Source organism: Kitasatospora sp. NPDC001683 (genome assembly GCF_053596495.1).
This window is the reverse complement of sequence record NZ_JBSFGK010000122.1, coordinates 1-19,091: the sequence shown is the minus strand read 5'-3', so window position 1 is coordinate 19,091 and position 19,091 is coordinate 1. Positions and strand designations below refer to the sequence as shown.

Below are 19,091 nucleotides of genomic sequence, written 5' to 3'. Positions count from 1 at the left end.
GGCGTGCCCCGGCTCCGGGGCGTTCGGGCCTCCGGCGTCGGGCCCCGGGTTCCAGGCTTCCGGCTTCCCGGCGCCGAGGCGGGGGCGCTGCGCGCCGGGATCGCGGGGCGCGGGCGTCGGGCGGGGCCCCGGCCTGGATTTGGTGCCTCCGGGCGGGCGAGTCGTGGTCGCCGGGGGAAGGTCGTCGTGCTGTCGTGGGCCGCATGAAGACCTCACGCGCGGCCCGGGTGGCCGTCACGACCGCGACCGCCGTCCTCCTCGCCGCCGGTGCCGTGGCCCCGGCCGCCTCCGCGGCGGCGAGCGGCCGGCGCGACGTCACCGCCGAGACCTGCCGTGCCGCGGGCGGGCACGTCGAGGGCAGCGGCTACTGCGTCGACGCCAGTGGCGAGGACGCCTGGGGTGCGGAGATCGACGGTCAGGCGATCAATCCGGACCCGCGCCCCGGATTCGAGTGAGGTACGGCGAGGCCCGGCCCGCGACGCCTGAGCCCCGACGCCCGGCCCGGGCACCGGGTCACGGCACCGGCCGCAGGGTCACCGGTGCCGGGGTGAGGGCCCGCAGCACCAGGTCGATGCGGACCCTGGTGGCGCCCGCCCGGTGCAGGGCGGCGGCGACGGCCCGCAGTTCCTCCGGGCCGGTGCAGGCGAGGCGGAGTTCCAGGTCGGCGTCGCCGGCGAGGGCGAGGCCGCTCCGTACGGCCGGGAACTCCGCCGCCAGGCGGTCGAAGTCGAGCGGGACCGGTCCGTGGCTGATCCGGGCGATGGCGTGCAGGGCCCGGGTCCCTTCGGGGTGTCCCGGGGCGTCCGGGACGAGGTGCAGCGGGGCGGTCACCGGTGCTGGAGTTGTGCGGTCGGGGCCGGGGTGGGTCCGGCGGCGGGGGTGGGGACGGGCGGGGCGACCAGGCGCGGGTCGAGCACCAGGGCGTCGATGCCGAGCGGGGTGGTGAGGGCGCGCAGGGCGGGCTCGCCGAGTTCGGTGTGGACCTGGTCCGGTCCGAGGAGCGCGGCGAGGTCTTCGGGGCTGGAGAACCCGACCGCGCACCGGCGGCCGTCGCGCGTGCGGAAGAGGCGGAGGGCGGTGGTGCTTCCGGTGGCGGTGGTGGTGACCGGGACGTGCCAGACGACGCGGGCCATGCGGATGCTCCCGAGTGGGGTGGTGGTGGCTGCCGGAACTGCTCTGTTCCGACGCTAGGCCGGGTCGGCGCGTACGACAGCGGTCCTGACGCACCGTTGACCGAATGGGATGGTGCGTTGACGCACTCCTGACACCCGACTCACTCGATTGGACTAGGCGGATTCCCCGGCCGCCCGAACTCCGCCCGACCGGTTCCGGAACACCGGCCGACCGCCACCTGATCCGGAAGCGCCGGGAGCGCTCCGCTTGCCGCCCGGTCGGCTCCGGACCACGGTGGAGACGGCCCTCGCCGCGCCCCCGGACGGGACCGGCGCACGCTCCGGGGCGGGGGCAGGTGGAGCGAGGGGCCCGGGACGAGATATCTTGACGTCAAGACGTTGGAGACGTGAAGCGGAGTACCGATGACTGACTCGACCATCATCTATACGCACACCGACGAGGCTCCGGCCCTGGCGACCTACTCGTTCCTGCCGGTGGTCCAGGCGTACGCCTCGACGGCGGGCGTGCGGGTGGAGACCCGTGACATCTCCCTGGCCGGGCGGATCATCGCCAGCTTCCCGGAGCGTCTGACCGAGGCCCAGCGGATCGGTGACGCCCTGGCCGAGCTGGGCGAGCTCGCCAAGACCCCGAGCGCCAACATCATCAAGCTGCCGAACATCTCGGCCTCCGTGCCGCAGCTGAAGGCCGCCATCGCCGAGCTGCAGGCCCAGGGCTACGCCCTGCCGGACTACCCGGACGACCCGCGGACCGACGAGGACAAGGACGTCCGCGCCCGCTACGACAAGGTCAAGGGCAGCGCGGTCAACCCGGTCCTGCGTGAGGGCAACTCGGACCGCCGCGCCCCGCTGTCGGTCAAGAACTACGCCAAGACCCACCCTCACCGCATGGGTGCCTGGACCGCCGAGTCCAAGACCAACGTCGCCACCATGGGCGAGAACGACTTCGCGAGCACCGAGAAGTCCGCCGTGATCGCCGCCGACGGCGCCCTGCGCATCGAGCTGGTCGCCCAGGACGGCACCACCACCGTGCTGCGCGAGAAGGTCCCGGTGCTGGCCGGCGAGGTCGTCGACGCCTCGGTGATGCGCGCCGACGCCCTGAACCGGTTCCTGGCCGCCCAGGTCGCCCGCGCCAAGGCCGAGGGCGTGCTGTTCTCGGTGCACCTCAAGGCCACCATGATGAAGGTCTCCGACCCGATCATCTTCGGCCACGTGGTCCGCGCCTTCTTCCCGAAGACCTTCGCCGCGTACGGCGAGGCGCTGGCCGCCGCCGGTCTGAACCCGAACAACGGCCTCGGCGGCATCCTGGCCGGCCTCGACAAGCTGCCGAACGGCGCCGAGATCAAGGCCTCTTTCGACGCCGAGCTGGCCGAGGGCCCGGCCCTGGCCATGGTCGACTCGGACAAGGGCATCACCAACCTGCACGTGCCGAGCGACGTCATCGTCGACGCCTCGATGCCGGCCATGATCCGCACCTCCGGCCACATGTGGGGTCCGGACGGCCAGGAGGCCGACACCCTCGCCGTGCTGCCGGACCACAGCTACGCCGGCGTGTACCAGGCCGTCATCGACGACTGCCGCGCCAACGGCGCCCTGGACCCGGCCACCATCGGCTCGGTCCCGAACGTCGGCCTGATGGCCCAGGCCGCCGAGGAGTACGGCTCCCACGACAAGACCTTCGAGATCGAGGCCGCCGGCACCGTCCGCCTGGTCGACACCGAGGGCAACGTGGTGCTGGAGCAGGCCGTCCAGCCGGGCGACATCTTCCGCGCCTGCCAGACCAAGGACGCCCCGATCCAGGACTGGGTCAAGCTGGCCGTCACCCGCGCCCGCGCCACCGGCGACCCGGCGGTGTTCTGGCTGGACGAGAACCGCGCCCACGACGCCGTGCTGATCGAGAAGGTCAAGACCTACCTCCCGCAGCACGACACCACCGGCCTGCGGATCGAGATCAAGTCCCCGGTCGAGGCCACCAAGTTCTCGCTGGAGCGCATCCGCCGCGGCGAGAACACCATCTCGGTGACCGGCAACGTGCTGCGTGACTACCTGACCGACCTGTTCCCGATCCTGGAGCTGGGCACCAGCGCCAAGATGCTGTCGGTCGTCCCGCTGATGGCGGGCGGCGGCCTGTTCGAGACCGGCGCTGGTGGCTCCGCCCCGAAGCACGTCCAGCAGCTGGTCAAGGAGAACTACCTGCGCTGGGACAGCCTGGGCGAGTTCTTCGCGCTGGCCGCCAGCTTCGAGCACCTGGCCACCAGCACCGGCAACGCCCGCGCCCAGGTGCTGGCCGACACCCTGGACCGCGCCACCGGCACCTTCCTCAACGAGGACAAGTCGCCGAGCCGCCGCCTCGGCGGCATCGACAACCGCGGCAGCCACTTCTACCTGGCCATGTACTGGGCCCAGGAGCTGGCCAAGCAGACCGCCGACGCCGAGCTGGCCCAGGCCTTCGACGGCCTCGCCAAGGCGCTGACCGAGCAGGAGAAGGCCATCGTGGACGAGCTGATCGCCGTCCAGGGCTCGGCCGTCGACCTCGGCGGCTACTACCAGCCGGACCCGGCCAAGGCCGCGGCCGTGATGCGCCCGTCGAAGACCTTCAACGAGGCGCTCGCCAACCTGGCCTGACACCAGGCGGGTTGAACCAAGGGGAGGCCCCCGGGTCCGCTGCGGCGGGCTTCGGTTCTAACGGTCCTCGCAACACCCGCGATCTGCGGGAGTTGCGAGGACCGTGGGCGTTGAGCGTGATCTTGCCGCGTCGCGGACTTCCCGGGCGGGCCGGCGGAGTAGCCGGGATTCGTACAGTGCGAAGACCAGGCCCGGGCCGAAGAACAGCGAAGGCAGAGCGACGACGCCGGTCCAGAAGATCCCCCAGGCCGTGCTGACGATGCTGTGGTCGGCGAGCTCACCGGTCGACGGGTCCGTCCACATGTCCGTCCGGTAGCCGTCGCGGTGGTTCTTCTCGGTCGTGCGGACCTGCTCCCAGTTCCGGCCCCCGGCCGTCCAGGAGTACGTGCAGTCGTAGACGTCGTTGGTGTCCTGGTAGTCGCCGATCACGTTCGTCCGGGTGCCCGAGCGGTGGCAGCCGCTGAGGGTGACGGTCACCGACTGGTCGGTGCGCAGCCACTGCCGGACGTCCAGGACGTCCTGGGTGGTCAGCGCGGTGCAGAGGACGGCGGGCACCGCGAAGAACAGGAACAGCGTGAGTCCTGTGCCCGCCTCGGCCCAGCCCAGCGCCGGGACCAGGCCGAGCAGGCCCACCATCAGCGCCGGCCCGACCACCCAGGGGCGCGCGCCGAGCCAGGCCGGGTCGTCCAGCGTCCAGTCCCGGGCGGCCAGGCCGGCCACCACCGCCGCCGTCACGAAGGCCGGCACGCTGACCGCGGCGCCGATCCGATGGAGCGGGCTCCACCCGTTCTCCGGTTCTGCCATGCCCGCCCCCGCGCGCTCGGTTTCCGTCCTCATACTGACGGACCGGGTGGCAAGATCTCATGGCCCGTTCAGGCCAGTCCCAGCACCACTCCGGTGCCGGTCAGCAGCAGGAGCGCGGCGCCGTTGGCGCGCGGCAGCGCGAGCGCCGTGCCGACCGCCTCGCGCAGCAGCTGGTACGGGCCGTGCGCGAGCGGCCCGTCCGCGCCGAGCACCCGGCCGGGGGCGCCGGCCCGGCGGGCGGCCAGGGCGGAGCGGACGGTGTGGAAGCCGCTGGTGACGACGGTGCAGCGGTAGCCGGGGCGCTCGGCGGCCATCAGGGCGGCGCTGAAGCGCAGGTTCTCGGCGGTGTTCACGGCCCGATCCTCGCGGCGGATCCGCTCGGCCGGGACGCCTCGGGCGAGCAGGTAGCGGGCCATCGCGCCGGCCTCGGTGCAGTCCTCGTGCGGGCCCTTGCCGCCGGTCACCAGCAGCAGCGGGGCGTGTCCGGCGGCCTCCTCCAGGGCGAAACGTTCCAGCGCGGCGTCCAGCCGGGCCGCCAGGGCCGGCGCGGGCTCGCAGCCGTCCAGCGCGGCGCCCAGGACCACCAGGTAGTCGGCGCCGAGCGGGACCGGCCGGCGGCGCTGGCGCAGCGCGCAGCCGAGGAAGCCGAGCAGCCAGAGCAGGACGTATCCGCCGAGCAGGACGGCGAGCGGGAACAGGGCGCGCATATCCGTCGAACGCGCCCGGTGGAACCACCGTTCCGAAGCACGGCGGGACCCGGTACGACGGAGCCCACGTCCTCCTCGGGGAGGACGTGGGCTCCCGGGTGGGCAGGGAGGCACCGGGGCGCTCCGGCCGGCGGGGCTCAGCCGGCGTCGGCCGCCGGGGTGACCGGGGCGGCGGGGGCCGCCGGACCGCCCGCGGCCGGGCGCCCGCCGCGGGTGTGCAGCGAGGCCAGGTAGGCGTTGTACGCCTCCAGCTCGGCGTCGCCGCTGCGCTCCTCGGCGCGGTCTGCGCGACGGGCCTTCCGCTGCTCGGAGCCCATCCACTGGTAGACCAGCGCGATCAGCACGATCGCGGTCGGGATCTCGCCGAACGCCCAGGTGATGCCGCCGGCCAGCTTCTGGTCCTCCAACAGGTCCGTCCCGGGCGGTGCGGCCTGGACGGTGAAGGTGGAGACCAGCGGGTGGCTGGCCATCATCACCGCCACGCCGAAGAAGGCGTGGAACGGCATCCCCATGAACAGCTCGATGATCCGCATCACGTGTCCGGGGCGGTGCGGGCCCGGGTCCACGCCCATGATCGGCCAGAAGAAGGCCAGACCGGTCATGAGGAAGTGGACCATCATGAAGATGTGCCCGAGCCGGTACTGCATCAGGAGGTCGAACACCGGGGTGAAGTAGACCCCGTACAGGCTCGCGATGAACAGCGGGATGGTGAAGGCCGGGTGCGAGACCACCCGGACGTACCGGCTGTGCAGCAGCGCCACCAGCAACTCGCGCGGCCCGCGCGGCCGTCCCTTGCCGGCCGGGCGCAGGGCGCGCAGCGAGAGGGTGATCGGGGCGCCGAGCAGCAGCAGGATCGGCGTCAGCATGGACAGCACCATGTGCTGGATCATGTGCGCGCTGAACAGCACCATGCCGTAGTCGTTCAGCCCGCTGCAGGTGACCAGCAGCAAGCTGGCGACGCCCGCGACCCAGCCGATGACCCGGCCGACCGGCCAGCGGTCGCCGCGCCGGTACAGCCGGACCACGCCGACCAGGTACAGCGCCAGCGCGACCAGGCCGCCGAGCAGGAACACCCAGTCCGGGGACCAGGTCCAGGCGTGGGAGAGGGTGAACGGGCCTAGTCGGGTCATCCCGCCGTGGTGGTGCATTCCTGACATTCCGTCGCCCATCGGCGGGTCCCGCTTTCCGTCCTCGTGGTCCCCGCTGGGGGTCCGGTTCGCCCGTTTTGCTTGGCATACAGCCTAGGTGGGCCTTACCTCGGCCATACCGCCGCCCCCTCCGTACGGGCTCCGTACGGGCTCCGTGCGGGTGGCTCCGGCAGGGTGCGAGGTCGTGGCTAGACTGACCGGCCGGTCGGCAGGGAGGAGTCAGCCATGGCGGCGTCGCAGCGGCCCGGGGCAGGGGCCGCGGTCGCACTCACCGGGGCGACCGGCTTCATCGGCTCGGCCGTACGGGCGGCTCTCGCGGCGCGCGGCGTCCCGGTGCGGGCGCTGGTGCGCGGGGAGCCCGCAGGGGGCGGGCACACCGGGGGCGGGCACACCGTCTGGGTGCGCGGCGACCTCGCCGATCGGGCGGCGCTCACGGAGCTCTGTACGGGCGCCGGGGTGCTGCTCCACCTCGCTTCCCGGGTCAGCGGCGGCGCCGAGGAGTGCGCGGCGGTGAACGACCGGGGCACGGCGGCGGTGATGGCGGCGGCCACCCGGGCCGGGATCCGCCGGATCGTCCACCTGTCGACCACGGCGGTGTACGGGGAGGGCCCGCACGCGGGCGTCGACGTCGACGAGGTGCCGACCGCGCCGGTGTCCGCGGCCAGCCGCACCAGACTGCTCGGCGAGGGCCGTGCCCTGGCGGCCGGTGCCGTGGTGCTGCGCCCCGCGCTGGTCACCGGGACGGGCGACCGCTGGGTGGTGCCCGCCCTGGCCGAGCTGGCCCGGCGGGTGCCGGGCCGCTGGGCGGGCGGCGACGTCCGGCTCTCCCTGGTGGACCGGACGGACCTGGCCCGGCTGATCACCGCGCTCGCGCTGGACGCGCCGGCCCCGGTGGTGGGCGTCCACCACGCCGCCCACCCGGAGCCGGTTCGCAGTGGCGAGCTGCTCGCCGCCCTGGCCGGGCTCGGCCTGCTGCCCGCCCTGGACGGCCCGGCGCTGTCCTGGGAGGAGTGCTGCCGGCTGCTCGCGGAGACGCGGGGGAGGGTCTCCGAGCGCCAGTTGAGCATGATCGCCCGCGACCACTGGTACCGCAGCGACGACGTCTGGCGCCTGGCCACCTGCCCGCCCGGCCCGGGCCCGCTGGCCCGCCTGGCCGGAGCGGCGCCGTGGTACCGGGCGGCGCTCGGGCTTGGTTGAGCGGGTGTTCGACTACGTCCGTAGTTACGACGCCTGTAGTTACGACGCCTGTAGTTACTGCGCCTGTAGTCGGCGGGCCCGCGCCTCCAGGAACCGCTGCTCCGCCAGGCTCGCGGTGGCCTTCGCCGCGCGCCGGTAGTGGTCGTACGCCCCGGCCCGGTCACCGGACCGCTCCAGCAGGTGCGCCCGGACGGAGAGCAGCCGGTGGTGGCCGGCCATCCGCTGGTCCCCGTCCAGGGTGGCGAGCAGAGCGAGCCCGGCCTGCGGGCCGTTCAGTTCGGCGAGGGCGACGGCGTGGTTGAGGGTGACCATCGGGTTGGGGGCGATCCGCTCCAGGATCAGGTAGAGGGCGTGCACCTGCGCCCAGTCGGTCTCCCGGGCGGTGGCGGCGTCGGCGTGGGTGGCGGCGATGGCGGCCTGGAGCTGGTACGGGCCCAGCTCGGGCGCGGCCAGGGCGGCCTTGGCCAGCGCGGTGCCCTCGTCGAGCAGCGCGCGCTCCCAGGTGGTGCGGTCCTGCTCGGCCAGCGGCACCAGGTCGCCGGCCGCCGTCGTGCGGGCCGCCCGGCGGGCGTGGGTGAGCAGCATCAGGGCGAGCAGCCCGGTCACCTCGCCGTCCTCCGGCAGCTGGGCGTGCACCATCCTGGTCAGCCGGATCGCCTCCCGCGCGAGGTCGGCGCGGTGCAGTTCGCTGCCCGAGGAGGCGGTGTAGCCCTCGTTGAAGATCAGGTAGAGCACGTGCAGTACGACCCGCAGCCGCTCCTCGCGCTCGGCGCCCTCGGGGAGGGCGAAGGAGCTGCCGGCCGCCCGGATCCGCTGCTTGGCCCGGCTGATCCGGGCCGCCATGGTGGCCTCCGGCACCAGGAAGGCGCGGGCGATCTCGGCGGTGGTCAGGCCGCCGACCGCGCGCAGGGTGAGCGCGGTCTGGGAGGCGGCGGTGAGCGCCGGGTGGCAGCACAGGAAGAGCAGGAGCAGGGTGTCGTCGGTGTCCGGCACCTCCTCCGGCGGCACCTCGGCGGCCGTGGTCGCGTTCTCGCGCTCGCGGCGGGCGTGGTCGCTGCGGATCTGGTCCACCAGCCGCCGTCCGGCGACCGTCACCAGCCAGCCGCGCGGGTTGTCCGGCACGCCCTCCTCGGGCCACTGCACGCTCGCGGCGAGGACGGCCTCCTGCACGGCGTCCTCGCAGCCCTCGAACCGGCCGTACCGTCGTACCAAGGTGCCGAGGACCTGCGGCGTGAGGTCACGCAGCAGGTCCTCGAAGTGCGGTGCTGTCATGCCTCCAAGTGTCCGTCGGAGAACATCACCTGGCGCACCTCGACGCCCAGCCCGTCGATCGCGGCGTCCGGGATCCGCGCGGCGAGCTCGATCGCCCGTTCCTTGTCCTCGACGTCGACCAGGTAGAAGCCGCCGAGGAACTCCTTGGCCTCCAGGAACGGGCCGTCGGTCACCGCCGGCTGACCGTCGCGCACCCTGACCACGGCGGCCTGGGACGGGTCGACCAGCGCCTGGGTGACGATCAGTTCGCCGGAGGACTTCAGCTCCTCGATGAACCTCCCGTGCCCGGCGCCGATCGCCGCCTTCTCCTCGTCGGTCAGCGCGTCCAGCACGGCCGGGTTGATGTGCAGGCTGATCAGGAACTTCATCGTGTACTCCTCGTCGTGGGCGGGCCCCGGTCGGGCCCCTCGACCGTACGGTCGGAGCCGGCGCCGCCGTCTTGACATCCCTGGACGTCCCCGCCGGAGAAATCTCCCACGAGTTCCGTCCCGTCGCACCGTGCCCGGGTGCCAAGAAGCCCAGGTGTCAAGAAACCGCCGGTCGCTCCGACCGCTCGGCGGAACGGTTTCCGAGACGGAGGATTCACCGAGATGAGAGTGAACCGGGCACGGCTGGGGCTGGCCCTGCTGATGCTGCCGACCCTGCTGGTCGCGATGGACATGACGGCGCTGCTGCTCGCCCTGCCGAAGTTGAGTGCCGACCTGGGCGCCTCCGGGGTCCAGCAGCTGTGGATCAGCGACAGCTACGGGCTGCTGGTGGCCGGGCTGGTCATCACCATGGGCACGCTCGGCGACCGGATCGGCCGCCGGCGCCTGCTGCTCACCGGCGCGGCGGCCTTCGGGCTGCTGTCGGTGGTCGCGGCGTTCGCCGTCGACCCGCTGATGCTGATCGTCGTACGGGCCCTGCTGGGCGTCGCCGGGGCGACGCTGGCGCCGTCCACGCTCGCACTGATCACCAACATGTTCCGGGACGAGCGCGAACGCGGGCGGGCCGTCGCGGTCTGGGCGACCTGCCAGTTCGCGGGCGGGGCGCTGGGGCCGGTGCTGGCCGGGTTCCTGCTCCAGCACTTCTGGTGGGGCTCGGTGTTCCTGGCCGCCGTGCCGGCCATGGCGGTGCTGGTGGCGGCCGGGCCCGCCGTGCTGCCGGAGTTCCGCAGCGCGGCGGCCGGGAGGCTGGACCCGGCCGGGGTCGGACTGTCGCTGGCCGCCGTGCTGCTGGTGCTGTACGGCGTCAAGCAGTTGCCGGCCGGGGGTGCACCGCTGCTCCCGGTGACGGCCCTGCTGGTGGGCACCGGCGTCGGGTACCTCTTCGTCCGGCGGCAACTGCGGCTGGAGCGACCGCTGTTGGACCTGCGCCTGCTGCGCAGCCGTCCGTTCACGGCGGTGCTGGCCTCGCTGGTGCTCTCCGGGGTGGCGATGGCCGGCACCGGGCTGCTGGTGACCCAGTACCTGCAGAGCGTGCTGGGCCGCTCGCCGTTCGCCTCGGCCGTGCTGTTCGCCCCGATGGGCCTGGCGGTCGCGGTCGGCACCATGGCCGCGCCGCGGCTGGCCGGCCGGGTGGAGCGGACGACCGCGATCGCGGGCGGGCTGGCGCTCTCCGCGCTGGGCGCCCTGCTGCTGGTCGGCGTGGACGAGGACGCGGGCTCGCTGCCGCTGGTGATGACCGGCATCGCGGTGCTGGCGCTGGGCACCGGGCCGCTGTTCGCCCTGGGCACCGGGCTGGTCCTCGGCTCGGTGCCGCCGGAGCGGGCGGGCTCGGCGGCCTCGATGTCGGAGACCGGCAACTACTTCGGCGGCTCGCTCGGCTTCGCCCTGCTCGGCACCGTCGCGGCGGCGGTCTACCGCGACCGCACCGGCGGCGGCTCCGACTCGCTGGCAGGAGCGGTCGAGGCCGCCCGGCACCTGCCCGCCGGGCCGGGCGCCGAACTGCTGCACGGCGCGCGCTCGGCGTTCACCGCGGGGCTGCACGTCAACGGGCTGATCGCGGCCGCGCTGTTCGCCGGGCTGGCCGTGCTGACCTTCGCGACGCGCCCGCGGAAGAGCTCCGCGCCGGCGGAGGAGGCGGCGGAGGAGGCGGCGGAGGAGGCGCCCGCGTACGAGAGGGCTTGAATCTGACACGCGTGTCAGGTCCTACCTTCGGGGTGCGACGAACGCGGCATCCACTGAAGGGGGAAGAACGATGAGCAGCGAGCTGACCGGCAAGGTGGCCCTGGTGACCGGCGGCAGCCGGGGGATCGGCGCGGCGGTGGCCAAGCGACTGGCGGCCGAGGGGGCGGCGGTGGCGCTGACCTACGTCCGGGCGGAGGAGCAGGCCCGGACGGTCGTCAAGGAGATCGAGGCGGCGGGCGGCCGGGCGGTGGCGATCCGAGCCGACCTGGTCGAACCGGAGGCCGCGGCGCGGGCGGTGGAGGAGACGGTCCGGCAGCTGGGCGGGATCGACGTCCTGGTGAACAACGCGGGCTTCCTCACCTACGGGCCGCTCGACGAGGTGTCGGTCGAGGAGATCGACCGGGTGCTCGCCGTCGACGTCCGGTCGGTGTTCCTGGCCGCCCAGGCCGCCGCCCGGCACATGGGCGAGGGCGGGCGGATCATCAGCATCGGATCCTGCTTCAACGGGCGGGTACCCGACGCGAACTTCGTCCTCCAGGCGACGGCCAAGACCGCGCTGATCGGGCTGACCAAGGGCCTGGCCCGGGAACTCGGGCCGCGCGGGATCACCGCCACCGTCGTCGACCCCGGCCCGATCGACACCGACATGAACCCGGCCGACGGCGACTCCGCCGGCTTCCAGCGCTCGCTCACCGCGCTGGACCGCTTCGGCGAGGCCGAGGACATCGCCGCCGCCGTCGCCTTCCTGGCCGGCCCCGGCGGCCGCTACGTCACCGGCACCGCCCTCGCGGTGGACGGCGGCTACACGGCCTGATTGAACGGCCGGTGCTGGGGCGGTGGTTGGGGCCGCCGCCCCCGCGCACGTGGTGATCGATCCGTCGCTGCGCGCGGGGCACCGCTCAGCTCCGGTCGTGGTCCCCGGTCGCGCCGTCGGTGAGTTCGCGCAGGATGTCCATGTGCCCGGCGTGCCGGGCGGTTTCGGTGGTCATGTGGATGAGCACCCAGCGCAGCGAGACCGTCCGGCCCGACCAGGAGGTGCCCAGGGTGTCCAGCTCCAGCCGGTCGATCGCCTCGTCGGCGGCGGCCCGGGCGCGGGCGTAGAAGGCCAGCACGTCCGCGGTCGACTCGTGCGGCTCGATCCGCATGTCGGAGGCCTCGTCCGCGTCGATGTCGAACGGCAGCGGGCCGGTCTCCAGGCCGAAGGTCTCGCGGAACCAGCCGAGTTCGGCGCCGCCGAGGTGCTTGACCAGGCCCAGCAGGGTCGTGCCCGAGGGCGTCATCGGCCGCCGCAGCTGCGCGTCGTCCAGGCCCTGCACCTTCCACAGCACCGCGTCGCGGTGCCGGTCCAGGGCGGTGTGCAGGCTTTCCTTCTCGCCGCCGGTGAACGGCACGATCTTGACCATGTGCGGGACGGTAGCAGACCCCGCCGGGCGGCCGGTGCGCCCGGGTCAGCTCCTCGGTACGAGGGTGTTCTCGCTGGTGCGGCCGGCGGCGAAGTCGTCGATGTTGCGGGCGGTGGCGTCGACGATCTGGCCGACGGCGGTGCGGGTGAAGTAGGCCTGGTGGCTGGTGACCAGGACCTGGGGGAAGGTGACGAGCCGGGCGAGGACGTCGTCGGTGATGCCCTGGATGGAGCGGTCGGTGAAGAAGACGCCGGTCTCCTCCTCGTAGACGTCGAGGCCGACGCCGGACAGCCGCCCGGCGCGCAGGGTCTCGACCAGGGCGGCGCTGTCGATCAGGCCGCCGCGGCTGGAGTTGACGAGGATCGCGTCGTCCTTCATCCGGGCCAGCGCGGCGGTGTCGATCAGGTGGTGGGTGGCCGGCACCAGCGGGACGTGCAGGCTCACCAGGTCGGCGCGGGTCAGGAGTTCGGGCAACTCGGTGTAGCGCATGCCGAGTTCGAGGCAGGCCGGGTTCGGTGTGAGGTCCCAGCCGAGCAGTTCGGTGCCGAAGCCGGCCGCGATCCGGGTGAAGCACGCGCCGATCTTGCCGGTGCCGATCACCCCGACGGTCATCCCGTGCACGTCCCGCCCGAGCAGCCCGTCGAGGCGGAAGTCGAACTCGCGGGTGCGGGTGGCGGCGCGGGTGAGGCGGCGGTTGACGGCGAGGGCGAGCGCCCAGGCGTGTTCGGCGACCGAGTACGGGCTGTAGTGGGAGACCCGGGCGACGGTGAGGCCGAGCTCGGCGGCGGCGTCCAGGTCGATGTTGTTGAAGCCGGTGGAGCGCTGGGCGATCAGCTTGGTGCCCCCGGCGGCCAGCAGGGCGAGGGTCTCGGCCTCCAGGACGGCGTTGACGCTGCTGCTGACGGCGGGGTAGCCGGCGGCGAGCGGAGCGGTGTCGTGGTTGAGGAACACGTCCAGGCAGCGCAGTCCGTGCCGGCCCGCGAAGGCCCGTTCCAGCAGCGGCCGTTCGTCGGCCTGCACTCCGTACGCCAGGATCTCCATGGCCGTCCTTCCGGTGGGTCCCCGGCCCACGCTAACCGGAGGGCGACGGGAATGCCCGCCGGATGCGCGGGAGCCCCCGGCCGGGCGGGCCGGGGGCTCCGGTACGGAAGGCGGGAGGGTCAGATGACCGTCTCGGCCTCCACGTAGCGCTCCTGCGGGACGGTCTTCAGCTCGGCGACCGCCTCGGCCAGCGGCACCAGGTTGATGTCGGTGCCGTGCAGCGCGGTGATGTGCCCGAAGGCGCCCTTGTGGACGGCCTCGACGGCGTGCCAGCCGAAGCGGGTGGCGAGCACCCGGTCGTAGGCGGTCGGGGTGCCGCCGCGCTGGGTGTGGCCGAGGATCACCGGGCGGGCCTCCTTGCCGAGGCGGTGCTCCAGCTCGCGGGAGAGCTGGGTGGCGATGCCGGTGAAGCGCTCGTGGCCGTAGATGTCCTTGGTGCCCTCCTCCCAGTGCATGGTGCCGGGCTCGGGCTTGGCGCCCTCGGCGCAGACCACGATGGCGAACTTCTTCTGCCGGTCGAAGCGCTCACGGACGACGGCGGTGAGCTTCTCGATGTGGAACGGGCGCTCGGGCACGACGATGGCGTGGGCGCCGGCCGCCATGCCGGCGTTCAGCGCGATCCAGCCGGTGTGCCGGCCCATGACCTCGACCACCATGACCCGCTGGTGGGACTCGGCGGTGGTCTTCAGCCGGTCCAGGGCCTCGGTGGCGACCGAGACGGCGGTGTCGAAGCCGAAGGTCACGTCGGTGGCGGCGATGTCGTTGTCGATGGTCTTGGGCACGCCGACGATCGGCAGGCCCGCGTCGCTCATCAGCTTGGCGGCCTTCAGGGTGCCCTCGCCGCCGATCGGGATCACCGCGTCCAGGCCGAGGTCGGCGCAGTACTTCTTGGCCCGCTCGACGCCGTCCCGCAGGTGGCTCGGCTGCACCCGGGAGGACCCGAGGATGGTGCCGCCCTGGGCCAGGATGCCGCTCACCGAGTCCAGGGTCAGGGGGCGGTGGTGCCCTTCCAGGAAACCGCGCCAACCGTCCTCGAACCCGATGATCTCGTCGCCGTGGTCGACCACCCCCCGGTGCACCACGGAACGGATCACCGCGTTCAGGCCGGGGCAGTCACCGCCGCTGGTCAGCACTCCGATACGCATTAGCTTTGCAACTCCCGAGCAGAACCGAGGAACGGCCGGACTACAGGCTGGGACGACGAGCCGTCACCGCGACGGGGCGCTCCCACACCGGGATGGCGGGGAGGTGGCCGCGAGGTGTTGGACCGGCCGATCCGGACAGAACGTCCGAAAACGGCCGCGAGGTCGAGCATACGGCCCCTGGTCCGGCCGGGCAGGAGCCGACGCGGGAGCGGCGCCGTCGGCGCCCCCGCGCGGAATTGCGAGCCTGCTGCCGAGGAGGGTGTGCAGCCGGCAGCCCCATTGTCGTACGTCCGGGGCCGCCCGCGGGCCGGGTGACCGCATCGCGGGCACCCGGGCGGGGCGTACGGGCGTACTAGGCGGGGCGCGTCGTGGCGGCGATGCGCTCGGCGCGCAGCGCGTCGTACCAGGTGGTGTCGGCCGGCGGCAGGGCGTTGACGTCCAGCGCCAGTCGGATCAGCATGTCGGCGACGGCGGGGTTGCGGGCCAGCACCGGGCCGTGCATGTACGTACCGAAGACGGTGTCCCGCCAGGCGCCCTCGGTGCCGTCGCCGGTGCCGTTGCCCCGGCCGACGGTGACGGTCGCGAACGGCTGGACGCCCTGGCCGAGGTGGGTGACGCCCTGGTGGTTCTCGAAGCCGGTCAGCTGCGGCAGGCCGAGCCGCGGGTCGATGTCGGCCAGCACGTCGCCGACGCAGCGGGCGCCCTCGCCGCGGGTGGTCCAGACGTCCAGCAGGCCCAGGCCCTGCTCGCGCTCGCCGAGGTCGTTGATGAACTCGTGGCCCATGATCTGGAAACCGGCGCAGACGCCGAAGATGATCGCGCCGTTCTCGGCGGCCCGCACCAGGCCGCTGTCGGCGCGCAGCCGCTCGGCGGCCAGCCGCTGCGGGCGGTCCTCGCCGCCGCCGATCAGGTAGATGTCCCCGCTGGTGGGGATCGCCTGGTCGGACCGCACGTCGATCCGGGTCACGTTGAGATGGCGCTGGCGGGCCCGGCGCTCCACGACCAGGGCGTTGCCGCGGTCGCCGTAGGTGCTGAGCAGGTCCGGGTAGACCCAGACCACGCGCAGGCTGCTCTCACTCATCCTCGAAGGCCTTCCGTCACGAAAAGACTGGTGTGCGGGCGCGGCATCAGCCGGCCACGACCTTCCGCAGCTGCTGGAAGGCGGTGTAGTTGGCGATGGCCTCGATCCGGCCGGGCGGGGCCATCCGGACGGCCTGCTCCAGGGTGTCCACCACGTGGAACTGCAGCCCGGCGACCTCGAGGCGGACGGCCAGGTCCAGCTTGCGCTGGCCCATCACGAAGATCGGGTGCCCGGCGAGGCGCTCGTAGTCGACGTCCCACAGCCAGGAGGTGTCGGTGCCGTCGGCGTCGAGGGCGTTGACCGACAGGAGGACGGGGGCCGGCGGGCCGTCGATCAGCGAGAAGGTCTCCAGCCAGCCGGCCGGGTTCTTCGCGAGCAGCAGGCGGATGTCCCGGCCCTGGTACTGGACCACGTCGTAGCGGCCGGCCACGGCCGTCACCGAGCGCATCCGCTCCAGCGCGACCTGCGGGGAGACGCCGAACACGGCGGCGACGGCGGCCGAGCTGGTGGCGTTGGCCAGGTTGGCCCGGCCGGGCAGCTGCAGCTGGATCGGCCAGGCGCCGCGCTGCGGGTCGATCACGTGGGTGCCCTGGAGCGCCCAGTGCGGGTTGGGGCGCCGGAAGCCGCACTCCTGGCAGAACCAGTCGTCGCCCGGGCGCTGCATCACACCGCCGCACGCGGGGCAGGACCAGGCGTCCTCCTTCCAGGCCTGTCCGGCGGCCACCCAGACCACCTTCTTGCAGGAGGAGGCGGCCCAGGTCACCAGCGGGTCGTCGGCGTTGGCGATGACCACGGCCTCGGTGTCCTGCAGGCCCTCGCGCCACTTCTCCGCCATCATGCGGGTCTCGGCGGCGCGGTCGAGCTGGTCGCGGGAGAGGTTGAGCAGGGCGATCGCCTTGGGGTGGGTGTCGCGGGCGACCGTCGCCAGGTACTTCTCGTCGACCTCGATCACGCCGAAGCGGGCGTCCGTGCCGCCGGCCAGGGCGGAGGTGATGCCGGCCGGCATGTTGGCACCCAGGGCGTTGGAGACCACCGGGCCGGCGGCGCGCAGCGCCTCGGCGATCAGGCGGGTGGTGGTGGTCTTGCCGTTGGTCGCGCTGACCAGGACGACGTCGAGGTGGTCGGCGAGGGTGGCGAGCAGATCGGGGTCGAGCCTGAGGGCGACCTTGCCGCCGATCACCGAGCCGCTTCCGCGACCGGCCTTGCGGGACACGGCGGCGGCGACCTTGCCGGCCGTGACCGCGATCTTGGCGCGGGCCGGCAGCGAGGCGTCGCGTGCGCCTGTGGGCTCCGATTCGGTGCCTGCCATGCTCAGTGGTTCCTCCTTGCTGCGGCACCACCCGCTGGCCGGATAACGGGCCGTCGGGCGGCGGGGACGGGGTCAGCCTACCGACTCCGTCGCCCGGCCGGACGAACCGGACCCCACGCCGCCTGCTGCGACGCGGTCGCCGGGGGCGCTGACGGTTCGTCAAGGACGGCGGTGTACGGAGGGACCTTCGTTTCCCGGGGGGACGCCCCGCCGCCGGTCCCGGGTTCCCCGGGCATCCGGTGAGGATGTGGTGAAGAAATGATCAGCGGCCCGGGGCGGGTGCGGGGGCGGCGGCTCCGGCGGCCAGGGTGGCGGTGATCACCAGGGTGCCGTCCTCGGCGCGGAAGTCCAGCGGTGCCGCCAGCCGGCGCATCGCGGCGATCAGCCCGGCGTTGGCGGCCTGGGTCACCGCGTACACCGTGCCGATCCCGGCCGCCCGGGCCGCCGCGGTCAGCCGGCGCAGCAGGGCCAGGCCCAGCCCGTGCCGCTGCCAGCCGTCCTCGACCAGCACGGCCAGTTCGGCCTGCTCGTCGTCCCACATCAGGTGCCCGAGCGCGAGGACCCGCCCGTCCGGGGCGGCCACGACCAGGCTGCGGCCGTGCCGCGGGTCCAGCAGGTGGTCCAGGTAGCGGTCGGCGTCGCGGACCGGACCGTGGTAGCGCAGTCGCAGCGCGGCGGGGGAGCAGCGGCCGTGCATCGCCAAGGCCTCCGCCTTGTCGGCCGGTCCGGCGGGGCGCAGCAGCAGCTCGGTGCCGTCCGGCAGCTGGATGCCGTCCGCGAGCGTGGTCCCGGCCGGCAGGGACAGCCCGGACACCGTCTCCCCGGCCCGGGCCGCCGTCTCCCCGGCCCGGGCCGTCGCCGGGTGCGGCCGGGCCTGCCGGTGCGGGCCGCCGGTGAGCGCGGGCAGCCGGGCGGCCTGGCCGTCGGGCGCCGCGCACCTGCGATTCGACTTCCGGAAGGGCCGGTGCCAAAGGAATTCCAGGCGAGTGCGGGATGCCGTCATGGGGCCGACGCTACCGAGGGCGCGCTTCCGGCCGGTTACGTGATCGTGAACGCACGAATGCCCCGGGGTGCGCGGGCCTTCCACCGGGACGACTCCGGCACGGGTCCAGACCGGTGCCTCATGCGGCCGGGACAACGGGCGGCCGACGGTGGAGTCCGCGACCCCGGCGTGCGCGAGCCGGCCCGGCCGGCCGGCCGGGCCGGGATCGAACTGCCCGGCCGGCGCGAGAGCGAGGCCCAGCGCCGCGAGGTGTTCGCCCGCAAGACCTGCCGCTTCCACGACGGCGGCCCGGTCACCCGCGAGGACCTGACCGCGCTGCTCGCCCCCCGCCCGGCCGACTCCTTCGGGCGCGAACTCGGCCTGCTCGGCTTCCCCGAACTCGGCCGCGTGCTGCGCTGGTTCGGCCAGTTCCACAGCGAGGAGCGACTGCTGCCCAAGTACGCCTACGCCTCGCCCGGCGCGCCGAACGCGACCCAGCTCTACCTGGAGACCGGCGGCCTGGACGGGCCGGCGGCCGGGCTGTACTAACTCGGCCGAGCCGCCCACCGTGGTGGAGCTGGCCGGGGACCACTACGGACTGCTGAAGGAGCACGGGGTGCTCGAACTCGTCGCCGCCATGCGGGCGGTGGGGCGCAGGGCGGCCTGACGCCAGGTCGCTGCGGCGGCTGACGCGGACACGCTCACGGATGGCGCAGGATCCGTGCCCGCGGGAGCCCCTTCGGATAGGGATGGCTCGGCTTCTCCGCCGAACCCATCCCGATCCGAAGGGGCTCCCCGATGTCCATGAAGAACTCCGCACTGGCCGCAGCCTGTTGCGCCGTGCTGCTGGCCGCGCCGCTCGCCCTCGCCCAGTCGGCGGCCGCCCACACCAGCATCAACAGCACCAGCAACAGCGGCGACAACAACGGCCCCAAGACCCCCGAGGAGGCGGCCGCCTGCAAGGCCCTGACCGGCAGCCTGCTCGGGGGCTTCGGCAGCATGCTGGGCAACGCCGTGTGCGTGGTGCGGCCCGCTGGCAAGGGCTGAGGCTCCGATTGCGGAGCGGACCGGCGGCGGGTGCCCGACCGGTGTTTCCTGAGCGCGAACCGACCGTGACCTGGTGGTTAAGGTCCGCGACG

At 73.6% G+C, this 19,091-nt stretch carries 20 protein-coding genes; 7 read left to right on the top strand and 13 right to left on the bottom strand.

The features are described 5' to 3' along the window. Positions 1 to 203 precede the first annotated feature (203 nt). A complete protein-coding gene (locus ACWCYO_RS36425; RefSeq protein ID WP_449786617.1) occupies positions 204 to 455 on the top strand; it encodes a hypothetical protein in 252 nt (83 codons plus the stop codon). Between the two features lie 58 nt (positions 456 to 513). Here the strand turns inward: ACWCYO_RS36425 and ACWCYO_RS36420 are convergent, their stop codons facing one another. Together ACWCYO_RS36420 and ACWCYO_RS36415 are read right to left on the bottom strand one after the other, a co-directional pair. Further along, a complete protein-coding gene (locus ACWCYO_RS36420; protein ID WP_270141589.1) occupies positions 514 to 831 on the bottom strand; it encodes a hypothetical protein in 318 nt (105 codons plus the stop codon). Then, positions 828 to 1,133 (bottom strand): SAV_915 family protein, encoded by a 306-nt coding sequence (locus ACWCYO_RS36415; RefSeq protein ID WP_270141587.1) that lies wholly within the window; start codon positions 1,131 to 1,133, stop codon positions 828 to 830. Before ACWCYO_RS36415 ends, ACWCYO_RS36420 begins: the two co-directional genes overlap by 4 nt. A 402-nt stretch (positions 1,134 to 1,535) precedes the next feature. Between ACWCYO_RS36415 and ACWCYO_RS36410 the strand changes: the two genes are divergently transcribed. Further along, positions 1,536 to 3,755: an NADP-dependent isocitrate dehydrogenase gene (locus ACWCYO_RS36410; RefSeq protein WP_270141585.1), complete on the top strand. Its 2,220-nt coding sequence runs from the start codon at positions 1,536 to 1,538 to the stop codon at positions 3,753 to 3,755. A gap of 57 nt (positions 3,756 to 3,812) precedes the next feature. On the opposite strand, the gene ACWCYO_RS36405 is transcribed toward ACWCYO_RS36410, so the two are convergent. The 3 genes from ACWCYO_RS36405 to ACWCYO_RS36395 all read right to left on the bottom strand — a co-directional run bounded on the left by ACWCYO_RS36405 (position 3,813) and on the right by ACWCYO_RS36395 (position 6,414). Then, positions 3,813 to 4,559, bottom strand: a complete 747-nt coding sequence (locus ACWCYO_RS36405; protein WP_449786616.1) for a hypothetical protein — start codon at positions 4,557 to 4,559, stop codon at positions 3,813 to 3,815. Positions 4,560 to 4,627: 68 nt separating this feature from the next. Beyond that, on the bottom strand, positions 4,628 to 5,266 hold the full coding sequence (locus ACWCYO_RS36400; protein ID WP_270141581.1) for a YdcF family protein: 639 nt from the start codon (positions 5,264 to 5,266) through the stop codon (positions 4,628 to 4,630). A gap of 137 nt (positions 5,267 to 5,403) precedes the next feature. After that, positions 5,404 to 6,414, bottom strand: a complete 1,011-nt coding sequence (locus tag ACWCYO_RS36395; RefSeq protein WP_449786618.1) for a cytochrome c oxidase assembly protein — start codon at positions 6,412 to 6,414, stop codon at positions 5,404 to 5,406. A 225-nt stretch (positions 6,415 to 6,639) separates the two neighbouring features. On the opposite strand from ACWCYO_RS36395, the gene ACWCYO_RS36390 reads away from it, so the two are divergent. Beyond that, complete coding sequence (locus tag ACWCYO_RS36390; protein WP_449786615.1) at positions 6,640 to 7,611, top strand: NAD-dependent epimerase/dehydratase family protein; 972 nt, start codon at positions 6,640 to 6,642, stop codon at positions 7,609 to 7,611. Positions 7,612 to 7,665: 54 nt separating this feature from the next. Here ACWCYO_RS36390 and ACWCYO_RS36385 read toward each other — a convergent pair whose 3' ends face one another. Both ACWCYO_RS36385 and ACWCYO_RS36380 read right to left on the bottom strand, forming a co-directional pair. Further along, a complete protein-coding gene (locus tag ACWCYO_RS36385; RefSeq protein WP_449786614.1) occupies positions 7,666 to 8,883 on the bottom strand; it encodes an RNA polymerase sigma factor in 1,218 nt (405 codons plus the stop codon). Next, the gene (locus tag ACWCYO_RS36380; protein ID WP_270141573.1) at positions 8,880 to 9,251 is read right to left on the bottom strand and encodes a YciI family protein; all 372 of its coding nucleotides are present in this window, start codon (positions 9,249 to 9,251) and stop codon (positions 8,880 to 8,882) included. The genes ACWCYO_RS36385 and ACWCYO_RS36380 overlap by 4 nt, the downstream gene beginning before the upstream one ends. Positions 9,252 to 9,473: 222 nt before the next feature. On the opposite strand from ACWCYO_RS36380, the gene ACWCYO_RS36375 reads away from it, so the two are divergent. Both ACWCYO_RS36375 and ACWCYO_RS36370 read left to right on the top strand, forming a co-directional pair. After that, the gene (locus ACWCYO_RS36375) at positions 9,474 to 10,991 is read left to right on the top strand and encodes an MFS transporter (RefSeq protein WP_449786613.1); all 1,518 of its coding nucleotides are present in this window, start codon (positions 9,474 to 9,476) and stop codon (positions 10,989 to 10,991) included. A 70-nt stretch (positions 10,992 to 11,061) separates the two neighbouring features. Beyond that, a complete protein-coding gene (locus ACWCYO_RS36370; protein ID WP_449786612.1) occupies positions 11,062 to 11,805 on the top strand; it encodes a 3-oxoacyl-ACP reductase family protein in 744 nt (247 codons plus the stop codon). An 85-nt stretch (positions 11,806 to 11,890) separates the two neighbouring features. On the opposite strand, the gene ACWCYO_RS36365 is transcribed toward ACWCYO_RS36370, so the two are convergent. The 6 genes from ACWCYO_RS36365 to ACWCYO_RS36340 form a co-directional block, all read right to left on the bottom strand. After that, positions 11,891 to 12,394 carry a DinB family protein gene (locus tag ACWCYO_RS36365; RefSeq protein ID WP_270141567.1) on the bottom strand — a complete coding sequence of 168 codons (504 nt, stop codon included), beginning with the start codon at positions 12,392 to 12,394 and terminating at the stop codon, positions 11,891 to 11,893. Between the two features lie 45 nt (positions 12,395 to 12,439). After that, on the bottom strand, positions 12,440 to 13,435 hold the full coding sequence (locus ACWCYO_RS36360; RefSeq protein ID WP_449786611.1) for a 2-hydroxyacid dehydrogenase: 996 nt from the start codon (positions 13,433 to 13,435) through the stop codon (positions 12,440 to 12,442). Between the two features lie 119 nt (positions 13,436 to 13,554). Next, complete coding sequence (locus ACWCYO_RS36355) at positions 13,555 to 14,580, bottom strand: 6-phosphofructokinase (RefSeq protein ID WP_270141564.1); 1,026 nt, start codon at positions 14,578 to 14,580, stop codon at positions 13,555 to 13,557. A gap of 352 nt (positions 14,581 to 14,932) precedes the next feature. Beyond that, a complete protein-coding gene (locus tag ACWCYO_RS36350; RefSeq protein ID WP_270141563.1) occupies positions 14,933 to 15,661 on the bottom strand; it encodes a type 1 glutamine amidotransferase in 729 nt (242 codons plus the stop codon). Between the two features lie 46 nt (positions 15,662 to 15,707). Beyond that, positions 15,708 to 16,970 (bottom strand): MurT ligase domain-containing protein, encoded by a 1,263-nt coding sequence (locus ACWCYO_RS36345; RefSeq protein ID WP_270141562.1) that lies wholly within the window; start codon positions 16,968 to 16,970, stop codon positions 15,708 to 15,710. A 262-nt stretch (positions 16,971 to 17,232) separates the two neighbouring features. After that, positions 17,233 to 17,973: a GNAT family N-acetyltransferase gene (locus ACWCYO_RS36340; protein ID WP_333493426.1), complete on the bottom strand. Its 741-nt coding sequence runs from the start codon at positions 17,971 to 17,973 to the stop codon at positions 17,233 to 17,235. 168 nt (positions 17,974 to 18,141) lie between these two features. On the opposite strand from ACWCYO_RS36340, the gene ACWCYO_RS36335 reads away from it, so the two are divergent. Together ACWCYO_RS36335 and ACWCYO_RS36330 are read left to right on the top strand one after the other, a co-directional pair. Then, entirely contained in the window at positions 18,142 to 18,501 is a 360-nt protein-coding gene (locus ACWCYO_RS36335) for a hypothetical protein (protein WP_449786610.1), read from the top strand. Positions 18,502 to 18,750: 249 nt separating this feature from the next. Further along, positions 18,751 to 18,999, top strand: coding sequence for a hypothetical protein (locus tag ACWCYO_RS36330; RefSeq protein WP_449786609.1), 249 nt, complete (start codon positions 18,751 to 18,753; stop codon positions 18,997 to 18,999). The last annotated feature ends 92 nt before the right edge of the window (positions 19,000 to 19,091 follow it).